The organism is Herminiimonas glaciei (genome assembly GCF_042664955.1).
Lineage (GTDB): Bacteria > Pseudomonadota > Gammaproteobacteria > Burkholderiales > Burkholderiaceae_D > Oxalicibacterium > Oxalicibacterium glaciei.
The window spans coordinates 566,099-584,761 of sequence record NZ_JBHTBU010000001.1 but is presented as its reverse complement, the minus strand read 5'-3'; the positions used below and the strand labels follow the sequence as shown (position 1 = coordinate 584,761).

Sequence of the window (18,663 nt, the reverse complement as noted above, 5' to 3'; positions counted from 1 at the left end):
AAATGGAACTGATCTTGTGGCGGCATGCGGAAGCGGAAATGGGTGAGCCCGATGAGGGACGTGCATTGACAGCAAAAGGCCACAAGCAGGCATGGAAAATGGCGGAGTGGCTGGACCATAACCTGCCCAACAGCTGCAAGATCCTGGTCAGTCCCGCCACTCGCACTATACAAACGGCGGAGGCCCTGGGTCGCAAGTTCAAGATCGTCGACGACCTGGCGCCGGAATCAAATGTGGAAAAAATCCTGGCCGCCACCCATTGGCCGGACAGCCGTGAACCGGTACTGGTGATCGGCCATCAACCGACGCTGGGGCAACTGGCGGCAACGCTGGTCACCGGCAGTCCTCAAGACTGGACCATACGCAAAGGCAATGTCTGGTGGATAGTACAGCGCGAACGCGGTGAGATTTCCGGGAACTATGTGCGTGCGGTGATGGCGCCGGACCTGCTGGCCAAGTAAAACCCTTACCCAGGCTCAACACCAAACAAGCCCTCGGCATCGAGGATGGCATAAGTAATCGCCGGATTGCGTTCCAGGCATTTGCGAATCGCTGCCGGTATCGTTTGCCGCGTCTTCCGGCACAAGCCCTGCTGTTCTTGCAGCACGATATTCAAGCCACGCACGGTACGCACTTCATTCAAACCCGGCGAGATGTGCAGCACGATGCCTAGTTGCGCATACATGCGCTCTTCGACATGCTTCAAATCCGCGTAACTGGAAATCGCCTCTATCCGCGCTATCAGCTGCTTTTCCTGCCACTTCGTCAGTTGCAGGATGCGCACATCGCCATCCGGCTTGCGCAGCAAATCGTCGCGCTCACAGGTACACAGACCTTGCGGGCACTCTTCACGCATGACAAACGACGGCGACTGCATGGCGCTCACTCCATGGCTGAACTGTTATCAGCAGGCGCACATCCTTCGCGCCGCTGCCCGCTTACACTTTCTTGACGAATTCCGACTTCAGGCTCATCGCGCCAAAGCCATCGATCTTGCAATCGATATCATGATCGCTGTCGACCAGGCGGATGTTTTTAACCTTGGTACCTACTTTAAGTACACCGCCGGAACCTTTCAACTTCAAATCCTTGATGATGGTCACGGTATCGCCATCCTGCAACACCGCACCGACTGCATCACGATACACCCTGGCTTGCTCCACCGCTTCGGTCGCAGCCTGCGCCGACCATTCGTGTGCGCACTCAGGGCAAATATACAGGCCACCGTCCTCGTAGGTGAATTCGGAATTGCATAGCGGGCATGCAGGCAAATTGCTCATAGTGCGTCCTTACAGATAAATCCAATAGAAGGCCAACAGTATACCGCCTTGCCCCGGGCCAGCCGCCGCTTTGCACAATCCCCGGCTATCTTTCATTTTATTTTTCATGCTATTCTGCTTGCGCTGTCGCACGTAGCTGCGCACGCCGTAAGCGTTTACGTCAATCAACGCGCAACCAGCCATGGATCATGGCGGGAGCGCGCTGACGTATGTGCTGCAGCGGGCTCCCGTGATCATGGTTTTACGGAGTCTGTCACATGTCTGAAGCATCCCCGCGTTTTGATACCGCGTATCGTCGTCTGATCTGGACGACGCTAGCGCTGTTTTTATCCTATCTGGCCGTGGCCATGTCCTTGCCGGTGCTACCGGTATATGTCACCCAGCAACTGCAATACGGCAATGTACTGGCCGGCCTCGCCGTCGGCATTACCTTCCTCGCCACCATCCTGACCCGCGGCCAGGCCGGCACCCTGACTGACCGCGCCGGTGGCAAACACAGCATGCGGCGCGGCCTGATTATTTATACGCTGGCCAGCCTGGTGTGCTGGATCTCGGCCTGGCCGGTCTTCCCTGCCCCACTCAGCTATACCTTACTGATCATCGGTCGCCTCTTGCTCGGGTGGGGCGAAAGCCTGGCCCTGGTCGGCATGCTGGGCTGGAGCATTGCGCAAATGGGACCGACACGCGCCGGTCGCGTGATTGCCTTATCCGGCATGGCCATCTATGGCGCGTTTGCCGTCGGCAGCCCGCTCGGCCTGGCCATCTTCCGCTACCTGGGCTTCAGCGGCCTGATGCTGGTATGCGCCGCCCTGCCATTGTTGGGATTGGCGATGATCAAAAACATGCCGGAAGGCAGCGTGCAGCAAGGTGTACGCATATCCTTCTGGCGCATCCTCGGCCGTATCTGGCGCCCCGGCCTGACGGTGGGCCTGCAAGGCGTCGGCTTCGCCGGGCTGGGGGCATTTATTACGCTGCACTTCATTAGCCAGGGCTGGGCCTATGGCAGCCTGGGACTGACGCTGTTCGGCACCGGCTTTGTCGGCATGCGTTTATTGTGCGGCCATTTGCCGGACAAAGTCGGCGGTAGCCGCGTTGCCATCGTTTCGCTGGCAATCGAGGCAGTCGGCCAATTCCTGCTGTGGAGTGCGACTGAACCGGCCTGGGCACTGTTGGGAGCCTTGCTGACCGGGATAGGCTGTTCGATGATCTTCCCGTCTATGGGAATGGAGGTAGTCAGGCGCGTACCGCCGCAATTACGCGGTACAGCAGTCGGCGGCTTTGCGGCTTACCAGGATATAGCCTATGGCTTGACCGGACCGGTGGCCGGCCTGTTTGCCGATCACTATGGTTATGCGGCGGTGTTCCTGATCGGCGGCATTGCAGCTACCCTGGGCATAGGAACCGCGATCCTGACCGGCCGGGAGAAAAACCTGGATAGCTGAGGACGGAAAAGTCACATGAAGTGCATGCAAGTGAGCTTGAGCTACTTGCATGCAGGCTTCATGCAGTTGGCTTGGGCGCCGGACGCCGCACCATAGGAATGTGGTCGGTCTTGCGTACCGGATGCAGGTGCGCGAGGAATTGCTGGGTCGCCGCACTCCATGAATAGTGCAGCGCGTGTTCGCGTACCACTGAACGCTTCAGGTTCAATGCCTCGAAGCAGGCCCGCATCAAATCCTCATGCAGTACGCCGGACTTGCCCTGCGCCACCACATCAATCGGACCTTCTACCGGATAAGCAGCCACCGGCACGCCGCAAGCCATCGCTTCGACCAGTACCAGGCCGAAAGTATCGGTACGGCTGGGGAAGACGAAGACATCGGCGCAATTGTAGTAAGCCGGCAAGGCATCATGCGGCTTGGCACCGAGGAAATGCACATCCGGGTATTTCTTTTCCAGCTCTTCGCGCATGGGACCGTCGCCGATCACCCATTTCGCGCCCGGCAATTCCATCTGCAGGAAAGCTTCTATATTCTTTTCCACCGCAATGCGTCCGACATACAGATACAGCGGGCGCTCGTGCGTCACCTCTTCATGCTGGCCCGGGCGGAAGTAATCGGTATCGACGCCGCGGCTCCACTGCACCACATTCTTGAAACCACTTTTTTCCAGCGCATCCTGCATGCGCGGGGTCGGCACCATGACTGCCTTGGCCGGCCGGTGGAACCACTTCAACCAGCGATACGTGAGCGCCAGCGGCAGGTGGAAACGGGTACGCAAGTATTCCGGGAAGCGGGTGTGGTAAGCGGTCGTGAAATCCAGTCCGCGATTAATGCAAAAGCGGCGCGCCGCCAGCCCCATCGGGCCTTCCGTCGCAATGTGGATGCAATCCGGATCGAAATCTTCCAGCGCCGCCGCCACCTTCGCATACGGCTTGTACGCCAGGCGGATTTCCGGATAGGTCGGGCAGGAATAGCTACGCATGTTTTCCGGTGTCACCATCAATACCGCATGGCCATGGGCGCGCAATTGCTTGCGGGTGGCCTTCAGGGTATTAACCACACCATTGACTTGCGGCTCCCAGGCATCGGTTACGATGGCGATACGCATAATTCTTCACCTTTTTCATGTTTTGCCGCCTGATGCGACATGACGATTTCCTGCCAGGTCACCAGGCGCAAGGCACCCGAAGCTTCCTCGACCAGGGCCGACAGGCTTTCCACCCAGTCGCCGTCATTGCAATAAGTAATACCGTCGATGTCGCGGATTTCCGGTTTGTGGATATGCCCGCAGATCACACCATCGAGGCCGCGCCGCTTGGCTTCAGCTGCCAGCGCATTTTCAAATGAGGAGATATAGCTGACGGCATTCTTCACCTTCAGCTTCAGGTACTGCGACAGCGACCAGTACGGCAAGCCGGCACGGGCGCGCCAGCCGTTGAACCATTGATTGAACTTGAGGATGACGGTGTAGAGGTTGTCGCCGACATAGGCGAGCCATTTGGCGCAGGCGATCACGCCATCGAAACGGTCACCGTGCAAGACCAGCATGCGCTTGCCCTGTGCCGTCGTATGGATGAGTTCATCGCGGATGCGGATGCCGCCAAAATCCAGGTCGATGAACTGGCGTACCGCTTCATCATGGTTGCCGGGGACAAAAATGACTTCGGTGCCCTTCTTGGCTTTTTTCAACACCGTCTGTACTACATCGTTATGCGCTTGTTCCCAATACCAGCGACGCTTGAGCTGCCAGCCATCGATGATGTCGCCGACCAGGTAGAGCGTGTCCGATTCGGTTTTACGCAGGAATTCCAGCAGGCGCTGTGCCTGGCAACCGGTGGTTCCCAGGTGCAAGTCTGAAATCCAGATTGTACGAAAGCGGACTGGCTCGCGCTTCGCGCCAACTTCCGCACCGATAAAATCAGTCGTCAAAAATTGGTCGCGTGGTTTCATGCTGGTTGTGCCTCTTTCAGGTAGTGACGGGCATAGCGGCTGTCGAGCTTGGCCAGTGGCAACATCATGAACAGGTCAGCGCTATGGAAGTCAGGATCCCAGGCCGGGTTGCCGCACACCCAGGCGCCGCTGCGCAGGTAACCCTTGATCAACGGTGGGACCACGGCGACATGGCCGGCTTCGCGTTCGGCGATAGGGAAAGGCAGGTGCGGTGTGACGCGGTACTCGGCTGGAGCCAGGTTGTTTTCTGCCAGCGAGTGGTACAAGGCAGCAGCATTGTGACCGCCGTCAGCCAGGCTGACGCTGGCGCAACCGATCAGGTATTCGCATTTTTCTTTTTTCATGAACGCGGCCAGGCCGGCCCACAACAACATGATGACGGCGCCGCTGCGGTAATCCGGATGGATGCAGGCACGTCCTGCTTCGGCAATGCTGTTGCGCAGATTGTTCAGGCGGCTCAGGTCGAATTCTTGCTCGGAGTAAAACTGGCCCATCTTGCGTGCAGCTTGCGGGCTCATGACGCGGTAGGTACCTACCACTTTCAGTGTTTCTGAATCGCGTACGATCAGGTGATCGCAGTACGCGTCAAATTCATCCTTATCGAGTCGCTCTTCGTTCTTCAGTGAAGAAAGGCCCATAGACTCGATAAAAACCTTGTAACGCAAACGCTGTACTTCACGTACTTCTTTTTGCGTGCTGGCAAGGCTCAGCGTCAGCTTGGAAGAAGCAAGATTGGTATCGGCAGAAGCATTCAGTAATCGCATGTGTCGTCCTTTGTATTATGACGAACGAAGCGTAACTGTTGATTACTTCAGCAAAATGACAGGAGCATGTCATTTTCATGACACGACAACACTATGAAAAACCGGCGCATTGCGCCGGTTTTTACTTGCCCTGAAACAAGGGGCAGATTGCCTTGCTATAAAAGCAGAAAAACTTACTTGGATTTCTTTGGACGACCAGCCTTGAGTGGCGACAGACCGGCGATCACGGCATTGAGTTTCTTCATGTCCAGGTCTTTGATCAAGGCGACGCCGGCACGCAGCAATTCGCTTTTCTTGACCGCAACACCGGCTTTCAGGAAGGCTTTTTTCACTTCGCTCAACACCTGGTATTCGATTTCCGGCATGGTGAAGCTGTCACGTACCAGCTTGGCTTTTTTGCCTTTTACTTCCGCAACCGGCTTGGCCAATACTGGCGTAGCTGGCTTGGATGCCGACTTGGTTACAGGCTTCACTGCAGGTTTCGCCGCTGGCTTGCTGACGCGCTTGCTTGCTGCTGGTTTGCCGGCCGGCTTAGCTGCAGCTTTCTTTGCAGGCGACTTGGTCGCTGCCGGTTTGGCTGTGACTTTTTTTGCAGGCGCTTTGGCTGCATTGGCCGCTTTAGTTTTAACCGCAGGCTTGGCTGCTGTTTTAGCTACCGCTTTTTTGGCAGCCGGCGCTTTGCTGGCGACTGCTTTTTTGGCTGCTGCTTTCTTCGCTGCGGCCGGGGCTTTCTTGGCTACCGGCGCTTTTTTCGCTGGCGCTGCTTTTTTGGCTGGTGCAGCTACCGGTGCTTCCGGCTTTACTTCCACCTTCACTTCTGTTTCGTTCGACACAAGCTTCTCCTTGATTATTAATAGTATAAATAATATATATAGTTTATTCCTTTTTTGCAAGAAAATACCGCACGGACAATGTAACAGCAGCCTGATGCCGGCATCAAGGTTGCGCTGCAACATGTGCAAATTCATCAAGGCGTCATAATTCAAAACGAGAATTGCGGTCAAATACGCTCACTCCATTCCACACATGACCCTCTTCCGGCTTTTCGCCATCGCTTCCGCCTCCTTCCTGCTGGCCGGCCCTGCCGCGGCACAAGAACCCAACACCATCGTGGTCGGACAAGCGATCGACCTGTCCAGCCCGAACGCCTCGGTCGGTCGCGACTATGTGGCCGGGATCAAAACCTATTTCGATGCCCTCAATGCCGCCGGTGGCGTCAACGGCAAACGCATCCGTTACATCGTCCGGGATGACCAGGCACAAGCTACGGTTGCCGCCAAAGTGGTGACGGAACTGATAGAACGCGACCAGATCGACTTCCTGCTCGGCGGCGTCGGTGACAGCACTGCGCAAGCCGTATTGAATACCCCTGCGTTCAAACGCAGCAACCTGGTGCTGTTTGCACCGCTGGTGGATACGGTCGAGCTCAATAGCACGCGCGTGCTGTTCTGGCGTCCCAGCTATCTGCAGGAAGTACGGCACATCCTGTCGCACTTCAGCCAACTGGGAATGACAGATGTTGGCATTGCTTACCAGGATGCACCGTGGGCACAACAAGCCTTCCGTAACCTGTCGGCAGAATTGCGCGGCCGTGGCGTGAAACTGAACGGTGCGGCCAGGCTGGGCAACAATGAAAAGCAAAATGCACAGGAAGCCGCCAACCTGGCTACAGGCAAGCCGGGTTTCGTCATCGTCATCGCAGACACCATCAGCACGTCGCTATTCCTGAAAGAATTCCGCCGTTCGGCGCCGCAAACTTTTGTCGCCGGTACCTCGCTGATCAACCTGGAAACCCTGCGCGAACTGGCCGGCGCACGCGCTGTGGAATGGACCGTGTTCTCGCAGGTGGTACCGAATCCGAATACCGGCAAGTCATCGATCCAGCTTGAGCATTTGAATATGATGAAGAAGTACCGCGACGAGCCGCCGTCCTCGCTGACACTGGAAGGCTTTACGGTCGCCAAAACCCTGGCCAAGGCGATCCAGCGGAGCAAGCGCAGTAACCAGGCGGCACTACAGGAATTGATGAACCAGGATACGAATATCGACCTCGGCGGCCTGTCGGTCACGGCGTCGCCGAACAGCAGGCACCTGTCCGGCTATCTGGATATTGCACTCTTCAAGAAGAACGGCCTGGTGTTTTAAACCCGGGACGGTGTTTAGCCGTGTGGCTTGAAGCGGATAAAACGATAGATGTACACCGCGATGACCGTGTAGACGACAGCCTTGGATACCGGATCCACATAGTGCTGTACCACTTCATACTGCGATTGCAGCAAGTAACCGGTCAGTGCCAGGAAACTGGTCCAGATCAGCGAACCGACGGTCGAATACAGTAAAAACGGCAGCATCGGCATTTTCACGCCACCGGCCGGAACCGAGATCAGCGTTCGTATCGCCGGGACCAGGCGACCAAAGAAAACTGCCGCCGCATCATGCCGTTCGAACCAGGCCGAGGCCTTATCGATATCGCCCGGCGACACCGTCAGCCAGCGGCCATGCCTGGCTGCAAGGCGCTTCAGTCTATCCTTGCCGAACAGGGCACCCGCGTAATACCAGGGCAAGGCCCCGACCACGGAACCGGCAGTACCCACCAGTATGACGATGAATATATTCAATTCGCCACGGGCGGCGACAAAGCCGGCCAGCGGCATGATCAATTCGGAAGGGATGGGAGGGAAGACATTTTCTGCCAGCATCAGCAGGAAAATACCAAGATAGCCGCCTTGCGACACGATATCGACAATACTGTGGAACAAACCCGTCTCCTGAAATGATCAAAAACGGGCCATCCTAAACCGTCAGGCTTGAATGAACAAGCGCTGACGACATTGAACAAGTCTAGTTGTTGAGTTTGACGGCAAAATCGATGCCGACTTCACTCCAGCATTCTTTTTCTTTTTCTATCCAGTAGGCAACAGTCGGATGCTGCGTCGCCCACTCCTTGCGGATTTCCAGCTCTATGCCTTTTTTCATGCGCAAACGCACCTCATCCATCACAACATCGATGCGCGCATGCATGAACATCAGGGCCAGCCGCAATGCCAGTACCGCCTTGGCGAAATCACTGTCTGCCAGTTCATCCGCCACTTTGCGCAAATTACCTTTTTGCGCCAGCACGAGGCTGCTCATCACACGTTGTTCACGTGTCGTAAAGCCCGGCAAATCGGCATTCCCCACCATGTACGCGGCGTGTTTGTGATAGCCGCTATGCGATACCACCAGCCCGACTTCGTGCAGCAAGCCGCTCCAGAACAATAACTTGGCATAGCTGTCATCGCTAGGCTTGAGCAGGGCAAAGAAAGCGCTGGCGACATTGGCCGCCTGTTCCGCCCGCTTTTCATCGACCTTGAAACGTTGCAGGAAATCACGCGCCGACTGGTCGCGCCGATCCCGTTTGGTCGCCCGCAAATGCAAATCCCACAGCACGCCCATGCGCAGGCCGGCTTCTATCGGCGTCACCACCTTGATGCTGAATTCCTGCATCAGCGCGATCAGGATCGCCAGGCCGCTGGTAATGCTGGCGGCACGATCAGCCTTCATTCCGATCAAATCGATATTGCCGGCATGGCCGAACTGGATCAGGCGCTTCCGCAATGCTTCCAGGCTCTTCAACGACATCAAGCCATCGCCCAGGCCATTCTTGCTGATGGCATCGGCAAGCGCACGTATGGTGCCGGACGAGCCATAGGCATTCGTCCACAATTCCGGCTTATATAAAGGCACTGCATCTTCGAAGCGCGAGCGCGCTGACAGTACTGCCGCATCAAACGACTCGGCATTGATGATGCCGTTCGGGAAGAAGTTCAGGCTTTGCGGCACAGTGCCGACGCTGAAGGATTCCACCTGTTCAATTTTTGGCCCCTTGCCGAGGATCACCTCGGTTGAACCACCACCGATATCCAGCACCAGGCGGCGCTCATTCTGCGACAGGGTACTGGCCACGCCCATATAAATCAGGCGCCCTTCTTCTTCGCCTGAGATGATTTCTATCGGATAACCGATGGCCGCTTCCGCCGCCGGCAGGAAGGTGGCTGAATTCCTTGCAATACGGATGGTATTGGTGGCGACCACGCGCACCGCGCTGAGTGGGAAAGTACTCAAGATGGAATTGAAGCGCCCCAGCGATTCAATTGCACTTGCCATCGCGGCCGCAGTCAGATTGCCCTTGCTGTCCAAACCCGCACCCAGGCGGATCGGATCACGCGCACTCTTGATGATGCGCATGGTGTCGCCGTCGTGGCGTCCTATATGCAGGCGAAAACTATTCGAACCGAGATCTACCGCTGCAAACATTCCATCCTCTCAATCACGCGCCTGCTTCATAGTAAAACAGGCTACGCATCTCCACATGCACTCCATGCGTTTTCGCGTGAAAAGTGCGTGACAATAAGCCCGCATTATTACCGCATGATGACAATTCCGACGCGCAATAAAGGCAGCGTTTCCTTGCATCCCTGCGCATATAAAAAAATTGCGCATCATAGATGCGCAAATCATTTATACCATTTTCAAATACGAATCGCCAACAAGGATTTGCGAGTATTTGCAAATCCCTGTTTCAACCAAATTTCCTGACCGCGTCCAGCGCCAGTCCGGCCCCGATGCTGCCAAACAAGTCACCCTCTACGCGTCGCGCATCCGGCAACAAGGCGCCGATTTTTTCACGCAATAGTTGTACGCCGCTGGAACCGCCGGTAAACACCACGGTATCGACATCTTCCGCCGCAATACCGGCATCCTTGAGCAGCTTGGCAACCGTGCCCTCGACCGAGCTCACCATCTTGTCGATGGCATCATCGAACTCATCGCGGCGCAAGATCAGCGTGGTGCTGGGTGCGATGCGATCCAGCAGCAATTCCGTTTCCAATGCCGACGACAGGGCGATCTTGCCCTCTTCCGCCTTCAGCGCCAGCCAATGGCCGGAGCGGTTTTCGATCAAGTGCAAGAGACTATCCAGCTTCGCCTTGTCACGTGCATCGCGATAAATATCCTTGATCTGCAACCAGGCCTTTTGCGTGTAGGCCAGGTTAATCGTGTGCCAGGTCGCCAGGTTGAAGTAATAACTGGACGGCACTTCGGTATTGTTATTGAGGCGACTGCCCAAGCCCAGCAAAGGCATGATGCTGGTCAGGCTCAGGTATTTATCGAAATCGGTACCACCGATGTGGATACCGCCGGTAGCCAGGATATCGTCACGACGATCCACCTTCTTCGCCCGTTCCGGCGACAGCCGTACCAGCGAAAAGTCGGAGGTACCACCGCCGATATCGGCGATCAGTACCAGCTCTTCCTTGTCTATCTGTGACTCATAATCGAAAGCCGCCGCAATCGGTTCATATTGGAAATCAATATCCTTGAAACCAACCGATTGCGCGATTTCATACAGCGTATCTTCGGCCAGGATATCGGCTTCTTCATTACCGTCGACAAAGTACACCGGACGCCCCATCACCACGCTGCTGAATTCACGGCCGGCGGCAGTCTCCGCCCTATGCTTCAGTTCCGCAATGAATTGCGTCAGCAAGGTACGGAACGGCAAGGCCTTGCCCATGACTTCGGTCTGGTCATCGATCAGGCTGGTGCCGAGCAGGCTCTTGAGCGAGCGCATCAGGCGACCTTCATAACCCTGCAGGTAATTTGCCAACGCGGCACGGCCGTAATATACCTGCTCTTCGTCTGCATTAAAGAAAACAACCGACGGCAGTGTCACCTTGCCATCTTCCAGTTGCAATAGTGCCGAGTGGCCGGGACGGCTCCAGCCGACTGTCGAATTCGACGTCCCAAAATCGACGCCGCATGCGTTTGCCATGGAAAAACCTGTGAAAATGAAATGGGTCACGATGATAAGTCATAGACCGCGGCAAGTGTTTATTTTCTCGCCCGCACCACCCGTTACCAGCCACTGAATGTTGTCATAGCCGTATCAAAGCATGCATGCGCCAAGAGAGTTACAATCAATTGTCGTTCTTTCATTGCCTGCAATGAAAATAGCTGTCTGCACCACATGGGTACCCCAATCGCCAACGATAAAGGAGACACATTATGGTTAACGTCGGATTGCAAGTCCGCCTGGAAGCCAAACCGGGCAAGGAAAAGGAACTGGAAGAATTCCTGCGTGCGCAACTGCCGTACGCACTGGGAGAACCTGCAACGGTGGCCTGGTTCGCAGTCAAGCTCAATGCCGGTACCTTCCTTATCTTCGATGCGTTCGAAAACGAAAGCGGACGGCAAGCCCATATCGATGGCGCCATTGCTGCGGCACTGGGAGAAGTCGCTACACAGTTGTTGGCAAAACCACCGGCCATTGAAAAACTGACCATACTGGCGGCCAAGCTGCCGGGCAGCGGCGAAGTGCCGGACTCATTGGGTTAGCGCCGAACTAGCCGTTTGCGTGCCTGCGTCGTAAAATACCGGCTTACGGAGGATTTATGAATACGAGTTGGGGTAGCGAAGAGGATATGGAGATCGATGACGAGCTGATGGCCGACATCGAGCATCTGGTCCCGTCCAGGCAACGCAATAGCGGCGATATCGGCACGCTGGATTTCTACGACCGGCAAGACCGCATGGCGCGGGAAATCGCCGACAAGCCACGCTGATATCACAACGGGTGCCTGGTGCACCCGTCTTTCATCCGGCCGGCCGCGGCGCCCTGCCCGGCCTCCGCTGCACATTCATTGCCTGACTCCCTGCGAGGAATCGCCCATGCCACCTGTCGTGCACGCCTTCTTCGACCATGAAACCGGTACCGTCAGCTACGTCGTGCATGCCGCGCATGAATCGGCTTGCGCCATCATCGACTCGGTACTTGATTACGATCCGAAATCCGGCCACACCAGTACCGGCTCGGCCGATAAAGTCATCCAGTTCGTGCAGCAGCAAGGCTTGAGCGTCGAATGGATACTGGAAACCCACGCGCATGCCGACCACCTGTCCGCCGCTCCCTATATCAAGCAAAAACTGGGCGGCCGCATTGCCATCGGTCGCATGATTACCAAGGTCCAGCGCGTCTTTGATGACATTTTCAATCTTGAAGATTCATTCAAATTCGATGGCTCGCAATTCGATCACCTGTTCGAAGAAGACGAAGTTTTCCATATCGGCAAGCTGCCGGCGCAAGCCCTGTATGTGCCCGGTCATACACCGGCGGATATGGCTTATCACATCGGTGATGCAATCTTTGTCGGCGACACCCTCTTCATGCCGGATGCCGGTACTGCACGCTGCGACTTTCCCGGCGGTGATGCACATACGATGTATCGCTCGATACAAAAAATCCTCAGCTTCCCCGACCAGACACGCTTGTTCATGTGCCATGACTATCCGCCCGATGAACGCGCACCGGCATGGGAAACCACGGTCGCCAGGCAGCGCACCACGAACATCCACATCCGCACCGGCGTCAGTGCCGACGAATTTGTCGCCATGCGTACCGCACGCGACAAGACGCTGGGCATGCCGACACTGATCCTGCCAGCGATCCAGGTCAATATCCGCGCCGGCAACCTCCCTCCGGCCGACGACAATGGCATCCGTTATCTGAAAATCCCACTCAATACGCTGCCAGGGTAACAACATTTCGCCATAGTGCAACGCACTATTTTGGTGCGCACAACGACTGCTTTCGATGGCATCAATATTGCTATGAAGAAATGGTCATTTGCCTGAAAATAGGCATTTACCTGAGCGATAAGCTGACCCGCCGGATATCTGGAACCGGAAGCCTTCGTGATTTAAGATACCGCATCCCAACATGTTGCTCTCCATGCCATCCCACCCTGCTGACCCGACATTGCAAGCCCGTTTGCTCAGCACCTTGCTGGCCAACCTGGAAGGCATGGTCTACCGTTGCCGTCTCGATGCCCACTGGACCATGGAGTTCGTCAGCGAAGGCTGCTTTGCGCTGACCGGCTACACCGAAGAAGATTTGCTCTTCAATAGCCGCGTGTCTTATGACCAGATTACCCATCCGGATGACCGCCAGCATGTGCGCGACACGATACTTGAAGCGGTACAGAATAACCGCCGCTTCGATATCGAATACCGCATCGTGCGCGCCGACGGCAGCATCCGCCACGTGTGGGAACGCGGCACCAATATTTCACATGACACCTGGGACATCCTCGAAGGCTTTATCCAGGACGTGACCGAACGCAAGCAGGCGGATGAAGCATTACGTGAAGCGGAACGTCGCTACCGCAGCATCTTTGAAAATGCGATCGAAGGGATTTACCAGTCGACGCCCAACGATGGTTATCTCGCAGTCAATCCCGCCCTCGCCCGCATGTACGGCTATGACAGCCCGCAGGAATTGATTTCCACGCTGCGCGACATTGATAACCAGGTCTACGTCGACCCGCAACGTCGCCTCGAATTCAAGCGCCTGATGAGCAAGCATGGCGTGGTCACCAATTTTGAATCACGTGTACACCGGCGCAACGGTGAAGTCATCTGGATTTCAGAAAACGCACGTTCGGTCTACAACAATGACGGCACCTTGCTATTCTTCGAAGGTACGGTGGAAGCCATCACAGAACGCAAATTGCATGAGGCGGAAATCCAGTTCCAGGCGACGCATGATGCGCTGACCGGTTTGCCGAATCGCACCCTGCTCTACGACCGCATGCAACAAGCAGTGCTGCATTCCGAACGTTACGGCAAGCTGACGGCAATTGCCTTCCTCGACCTGGATCAATTCAAATTCATCAATGACAGCCTGGGTCACCAGGTCGGCGATGAATTGCTCAAGATTACCGCGCAACGCCTGACTTCCTGCCTGCGCGAAAGCGATACCGTGGCGCGCCAGGGTGGCGATGAATTCGTATTGCTGCTGACCGACCAGCCGAATGAAGAAGCGATTACCCACACCATGCAACGCGTGCTGCATGAAGTCTCGCAACCGTGGAAAGCCAATGACCTCGAATTCCAGATCACTTGCAGCATAGGCCTCACGCTGTGTCCGGATGACGGGCGCGATGCCGAAACCCTGCTGAAGAATGCGGACTCGGCGATGTACAAGGCGAAGGAACTCGGACGCAATAACTTCCAGTACTTCTCGGCCGAAATGAATAGCTCGGTCACCGATCGCCTGGAATTGCTGAACCGCTTGCGCCAGGCGATTACGAATGAAGATTTTGTGTTGCACTATCAACCGAAAGTCAGCCTCGCCAGCCATCAAATCATAGGGGCGGAAGCCCTGGTGCGCTGGAATAGCGCGCACTCCGGCATGGTATCGCCGGCCAGCTTCATTCCGCTGGCGGAAGAAACCGGCCTCATCATCCCGCTCGGCGAATGGGTCTTGCGCACCGCCTGCCGCCAGAATCGTGCGTGGCAGGATGCCGGTTACCCGCCCATTCCGATTTCCGTCAACCTGTCGCCACGGCAACTGGCGCGCGGCGATATCGTTGAAATGGTGGAACGCATACTCACAGAGACCGGCCTCGAAGCGCAGTACCTGGAACTGGAAATTACCGAAAGCGTGATGACCACCGATGTCGAAAAATCGTTTGCGCTGTTGACACGGTTACGTAGCCTGGGCGTCAAGATATCGCTCGATGATTTCGGTACCGGTTATTCCAGCCTCAGCTACCTGAAGCGCTTCCCGGTCGATACGCTGAAGATAGACCAATCCTTCGTGCGCGATATTGCGACCGACCAGGACAGTGCGGCGATTGTGAAAGCGATTATTTCACTGGGAAGGAATTTGAACCTGACCGTGCTGGCCGAAGGAATAGAAACCGAAGATCAATTCCAGTTCCTGCTGGCCAATGGTTGCGACGAAGGCCAGGGATATTTGATGAGCAAGCCTGTGCCAAACAAAAATTTCGTGGATTTACTCACGCAATAAGTTTGGGCGACAGGCTGCCTTTACAGATGTGAATTAAAGATGTGAAGCAGCTTCAGAATGTCAGGCTATTGACGCCATCGGCAGTACCGAGCAAAGCGATGTCGGCACCACGACGGGCAAACAAGCCTACCGTCACCACGCCGACGATATCGTTGATCTGCGCTTCGAGCGTCGCCGGATCTTCAATCTGCAAACCCAGCACATCGATGATGTAGCAACCGTTATCAGTGACGACCGCTTTGCCGTCTTTCACGCGCAAACGCGGCTCGCCGCCAAGTGCGGCCAACTTGCGTGCCACCACCGCCTGCGCCATCGGGATCACTTCCACCGGCAGCGGAAACTTGCCCAGCTTGTCGACCAGCTTGGAACCATCAGCGATACAGACAAATTTCTTGGCGACCGAAGCCACGATTTTTTCACGCGTCAGGGCGGCACCACCGCCTTTGATCATCGCGCCTTGTGCAGTGATTTCATCCGCACCGTCGATATATACCGACATCGAATCGATATCGTTCAAATCGAAAATGGTAATGCCGTGCGCACGCAGGCGTTCTGCCGTCGCTTCGGATGAAGCGACCGCGCCCTTGATGCGATCCTTGATCTTGCCCAATTCATCAATGAAGAAATTGGCCGTGGAACCGGTGCCGACACCGATGATTTCACCCGCCACTACGTAATCGATGGCAGCACGCGCCACCGCTTGTTTCATTTCGTCTTGAGTCATGAGCTATGCAGGAAAAAGTCTGGAGAAGCTGGCTATTTTACCGGAAGCCCCGCCGGCCCAGTCCGAAATGCGGCAAAAATGCCGCCATCATGGCTTGCTACCTTATCAGCCTATCAAGCTTTTTCGTGGTCCGGATGCTCCAGCGTCTCGAACAAGGCTATTTGCAGGCGTGTATGCCAGCGTATGAAAGTCTTCCACAGCAAGGCCGTCATGATTGCAGCGGCCAGCAAAAGCAGCATCAGGATATTGGTCGGCGGCAGGATGCGCGCACTCAACAAGCCTATCAGCAGCAGGATGCCGAAGATCGACAACAGGGGTATCACTTCAGAAATCAAACGCCGCAAACCGTGGACAAAGCGCCCACCGTCACCGATTACGATCTCCGCCAGTAACTGGCTCAAGGCATTGAGCTTGCGATAGGTCGCAATCAGGAAAGGCAGGGACAAAGCCAGCGCCCCGCCGAATACGATGGCTTTTTGTGTATGTTCATCGGCGATGGAACCGGCCAGGTGTTTTTCAATCACGCCAAAGATGTAAATACCGGCAAGGAATACCGCCGCTGTCATCGCGCAATTGACGATCACCTGCGCCACGATACGCAGCACGATCTTGAACAAGGCGGCACGATCGCCATCCGGCTGCGTATGCTGCAGCCATGCGGTATAGCGATTGGCCAGGCGGCTGATGCCGTCCGGCATCGCGTTCGCGGCGCGCAACGAGACCGGATCGGCCCACTTGATCAGGTAAGGCGTCAGCAACGTAGTGACAGCTGAAACCGCCACCACGATCGGATACAGGAATTCGCTGGTGACCTGCAAGGTCAGGCCGAGCGAAGCGATGATGAAGGAAAACTCACCTATCTGCGACAAGCCCATGCCGACCCGCATCGAGGTCCGGCCATCGTTACCGGCGACAAAAGTCCCGAGGCCGCAGGCAAAGACCTTGCCCAGTACCACCGCGACGGTAATCAGTGCAATCGGCCAGGCGTAGGTGACCAGCACGGTCGGATTGAACAGCAAGCCGACGCCGACAAAGAACAATGCGCTGAACATATCGCGTATCGGGGCGATCAGGCGTTCGATCAAATGCAGCTGCCGCGCCTCGGCCATGATTGCACCTATCATGAAGGCGCCCAGCGCAATGCTGTACTCCATCTGCAATACCAACAGGCAAAAGCCGAAACACAAGCCCAGCACCGTAATCAGGAATACTTCATTGCTTTTGAATTTAGCGACATAGGCCAGTATGCGCGGCACCAGCAACAAACCGAGCACCAGCGTCACGATCATGAACAAGGATAGCTTGCCTACCGTGACGAAGACATCGCCGGCATCGACCGAACCATTCATCGCGATACCGGACAAGAGCGCGATCATGCCTATCGCCAGGACATCCTCGACGATCAGGATACCGAAAATCAATTGGGCGAAACGTTCATGCTTGAGGCCCAGCTCATCCAGCGCCTTGATGATGATGGTCGTGGACGAAATCGCCAGCATCGCGCCGAGGAACAGCGCATCCATGGTATTCCAGCCGAAGTAACGCCCTATCTCATAGCCGATCCAGGTCATCAGTACGATCTCGCCAAACGCCGCAATAAACGCGGTCACCCCGACACGGCTAAGTTTCTTGAGATTGAACTCCAGCCCCAGCGAAAACATCAGGAATACGACGCCCAGCTCGGCGACGATCTTGATGGTGCGGTCATCCTGTATCAGTTCGAATGGCGGGGTATGCGGGCCGATGATGACACCGGCGAGGATGTAGCCAAGGACAACCGGCTGCCTGAAGTGATGGAATATGATCGTGACGATACCGGCGATCAACATGATCACCGCCAGATCCTGAATAAATTCAGCTCCATGCATAGATTGAACTTTCGTCGTGTTTCTATAGCAGTGCGGACTGAGGCGTGATGCGATGTGGCTGACTTCACCTTACACACAGATGCCGGTGATGTCCATGAGGATTGCTGACAGCCGGCACCACAGGCCATAAAAAAAGCCGCTCAAGGCGGCTTTTCAAATGAAATTACTTCAGGCCGGCAGCGGCTTTGGCCAGCGCGGTCACACGCCCCCAATCCCCGGCCGCCAATGCATCCTTCGGCGTCAGCCACGAACCGCCAACGCAGGCCACGTTCTTGCAAGCCAGGAACTGCGCCGCCGTCTCTTGCGAAATCCCGCCGGTCGGGCAAAACAGTACATCCGGCAAGGGTCCGGCAATCGCATTCAGCATGCCGACGCCACCCGCCGGTACTGCCGGGAACAGTTTCAATTGGTGGAAGCCGGCTTCGCGCGCCGCCATTACTTCGGACGGTGTCATCACGCCCGGCAACAATGGCAAACCACTGGCCAGCGAGCCCTGGATCAATTCCCTGGTCAGGCCCGGCGACACACCAAACACCGCACCGGCATCACGCGCCGCGGCAAAGTCTTCGGAGCGGGTCAGCGTGCCGACGCCGAGTATTGCTTCCGGTACCTGTTCGGCAATCGCCCGGATGGCCGCCAGGCCATGCTGTGTACGCAAGGTGACTTCCAACACCCGGATGCCGCCGGCCACCAGCGCGCGCGCCAAGGGTACGGCATGTGTCAGGTCGTCGATTGCAATCACCGGGATGACCGGCGACGCACGCATGATTTCCAGCAGATTCATA

19 protein-coding genes are annotated in these 18,663 nt (G+C 56.1%); 7 read left to right on the top strand and 12 right to left on the bottom strand.

Translation table 11 applies throughout. The annotated features are described in order from the left end of the window. The first annotated feature begins 2 nt into the window (after window positions 1-2). Window positions 3-461, top strand: a complete 459-nt coding sequence (gene sixA, locus ACFQPC_RS02520; RefSeq protein WP_382270070.1) for a phosphohistidine phosphatase SixA — start codon at window positions 3-5, stop codon at window positions 459-461. 5 nt (window positions 462-466) lie between these two features. Here the strand turns inward: sixA and ACFQPC_RS02515 are convergent, their stop codons facing one another. Both ACFQPC_RS02515 and ACFQPC_RS02510 read right to left on the bottom strand, forming a co-directional pair. Then, a complete protein-coding gene (locus ACFQPC_RS02515) occupies window positions 467-877 on the bottom strand; it encodes a hypothetical protein (RefSeq protein WP_382270069.1) in 411 nt (136 codons plus the stop codon). A gap of 61 nt (window positions 878-938) precedes the next feature. Further along, complete coding sequence (locus ACFQPC_RS02510; RefSeq protein WP_382270068.1) at window positions 939-1,280, bottom strand: zinc ribbon domain-containing protein YjdM; 342 nt, start codon at window positions 1,278-1,280, stop codon at window positions 939-941. Between the two features lie 257 nt (window positions 1,281-1,537). Here ACFQPC_RS02510 and ACFQPC_RS02505 point away from each other — a divergent pair, with 257 nt between their 5' ends. Further along, complete coding sequence (locus ACFQPC_RS02505; RefSeq protein ID WP_382270067.1) at window positions 1,538-2,722, top strand: MFS transporter; 1,185 nt, start codon at window positions 1,538-1,540, stop codon at window positions 2,720-2,722. 58 nt (window positions 2,723-2,780) lie between these two features. Here the strand turns inward: ACFQPC_RS02505 and ACFQPC_RS02500 are convergent, their stop codons facing one another. The 4 genes from ACFQPC_RS02500 to ACFQPC_RS02485 form a co-directional block, all read right to left on the bottom strand. Beyond that, window positions 2,781-3,830: a glycosyltransferase family 4 protein gene (locus ACFQPC_RS02500; protein ID WP_382270066.1), complete on the bottom strand. Its 1,050-nt coding sequence runs from the start codon at window positions 3,828-3,830 to the stop codon at window positions 2,781-2,783. After that, on the bottom strand, window positions 3,812-4,672 hold the full coding sequence (locus ACFQPC_RS02495; protein ID WP_382270065.1) for a UDP-2,3-diacylglucosamine diphosphatase: 861 nt from the start codon (window positions 4,670-4,672) through the stop codon (window positions 3,812-3,814). The genes ACFQPC_RS02500 and ACFQPC_RS02495 overlap by 19 nt, the downstream gene beginning before the upstream one ends. Beyond that, on the bottom strand, window positions 4,669-5,436 hold the full coding sequence (locus tag ACFQPC_RS02490) for a GNAT family N-acetyltransferase (protein WP_382270064.1): 768 nt from the start codon (window positions 5,434-5,436) through the stop codon (window positions 4,669-4,671). Before ACFQPC_RS02490 ends, ACFQPC_RS02495 begins: the two co-directional genes overlap by 4 nt. 173 nt (window positions 5,437-5,609) lie before the next feature. Then, window positions 5,610-6,269 (bottom strand): hypothetical protein, encoded by a 660-nt coding sequence (locus ACFQPC_RS02485; RefSeq protein WP_382270063.1) that lies wholly within the window; start codon window positions 6,267-6,269, stop codon window positions 5,610-5,612. A gap of 193 nt (window positions 6,270-6,462) precedes the next feature. Between ACFQPC_RS02485 and ACFQPC_RS02480 the strand changes: the two genes are divergently transcribed. After that, window positions 6,463-7,581, top strand: a complete 1,119-nt coding sequence (locus ACFQPC_RS02480) for an ABC transporter substrate-binding protein (RefSeq protein WP_382270062.1) — start codon at window positions 6,463-6,465, stop codon at window positions 7,579-7,581. Between the two features lie 14 nt (window positions 7,582-7,595). Here ACFQPC_RS02480 and ACFQPC_RS02475 read toward each other — a convergent pair whose 3' ends face one another. From ACFQPC_RS02475 to ACFQPC_RS02465, 3 genes are all read right to left on the bottom strand, one after another. After that, window positions 7,596-8,195: a DedA family protein gene (locus ACFQPC_RS02475; RefSeq protein ID WP_382270061.1), complete on the bottom strand. Its 600-nt coding sequence runs from the start codon at window positions 8,193-8,195 to the stop codon at window positions 7,596-7,598. Between the two features lie 82 nt (window positions 8,196-8,277). Next, window positions 8,278-9,732, bottom strand: a complete 1,455-nt coding sequence (locus tag ACFQPC_RS02470) for a Ppx/GppA phosphatase family protein (protein ID WP_382270060.1) — start codon at window positions 9,730-9,732, stop codon at window positions 8,278-8,280. A gap of 265 nt (window positions 9,733-9,997) precedes the next feature. Then, a complete protein-coding gene (locus ACFQPC_RS02465) occupies window positions 9,998-11,248 on the bottom strand; it encodes an Hsp70 family protein (RefSeq protein ID WP_382270059.1) in 1,251 nt (416 codons plus the stop codon). Window positions 11,249-11,481: 233 nt separating this feature from the next. On the opposite strand from ACFQPC_RS02465, the gene ACFQPC_RS02460 reads away from it, so the two are divergent. The 4 genes from ACFQPC_RS02460 (at window position 11,482) to ACFQPC_RS02445 (ending at window position 15,286) form a co-directional block, all read left to right on the top strand. Beyond that, window positions 11,482-11,811 carry a putative quinol monooxygenase gene (locus tag ACFQPC_RS02460; protein ID WP_382270058.1) on the top strand — a complete coding sequence of 110 codons (330 nt, stop codon included), beginning with the start codon at window positions 11,482-11,484 and terminating at the stop codon, window positions 11,809-11,811. 56 nt (window positions 11,812-11,867) lie between these two features. Next, the gene (locus ACFQPC_RS02455; RefSeq protein WP_187148327.1) at window positions 11,868-12,038 is read left to right on the top strand and encodes a hypothetical protein; all 171 of its coding nucleotides are present in this window, start codon (window positions 11,868-11,870) and stop codon (window positions 12,036-12,038) included. A 106-nt stretch (window positions 12,039-12,144) separates the two neighbouring features. Further along, on the top strand, window positions 12,145-13,011 hold the full coding sequence (locus tag ACFQPC_RS02450; protein ID WP_382270057.1) for an MBL fold metallo-hydrolase: 867 nt from the start codon (window positions 12,145-12,147) through the stop codon (window positions 13,009-13,011). Window positions 13,012-13,192: 181 nt separating this feature from the next. Further along, window positions 13,193-15,286: a putative bifunctional diguanylate cyclase/phosphodiesterase gene (locus ACFQPC_RS02445; RefSeq protein ID WP_382270056.1), complete on the top strand. Its 2,094-nt coding sequence runs from the start codon at window positions 13,193-13,195 to the stop codon at window positions 15,284-15,286. Window positions 15,287-15,338: 52 nt separating this feature from the next. On the opposite strand, the gene rpiA is transcribed toward ACFQPC_RS02445, so the two are convergent. From rpiA to eda, 3 genes are all read right to left on the bottom strand, one after another. Further along, window positions 15,339-16,010, bottom strand: a complete 672-nt coding sequence (gene rpiA, locus ACFQPC_RS02440) for a ribose-5-phosphate isomerase RpiA (RefSeq protein WP_382270055.1) — start codon at window positions 16,008-16,010, stop codon at window positions 15,339-15,341. A gap of 113 nt (window positions 16,011-16,123) precedes the next feature. Beyond that, on the bottom strand, window positions 16,124-17,878 hold the full coding sequence (locus tag ACFQPC_RS02435; RefSeq protein ID WP_382270054.1) for a cation:proton antiporter: 1,755 nt from the start codon (window positions 17,876-17,878) through the stop codon (window positions 16,124-16,126). 163 nt (window positions 17,879-18,041) lie between these two features. After that, a complete protein-coding gene (eda, locus tag ACFQPC_RS02430; RefSeq protein WP_382270053.1) occupies window positions 18,042-18,662 on the bottom strand; it encodes a bifunctional 4-hydroxy-2-oxoglutarate aldolase/2-dehydro-3-deoxy-phosphogluconate aldolase in 621 nt (206 codons plus the stop codon). Between the last annotated feature and the right edge of the window lies 1 nt (window position 18,663).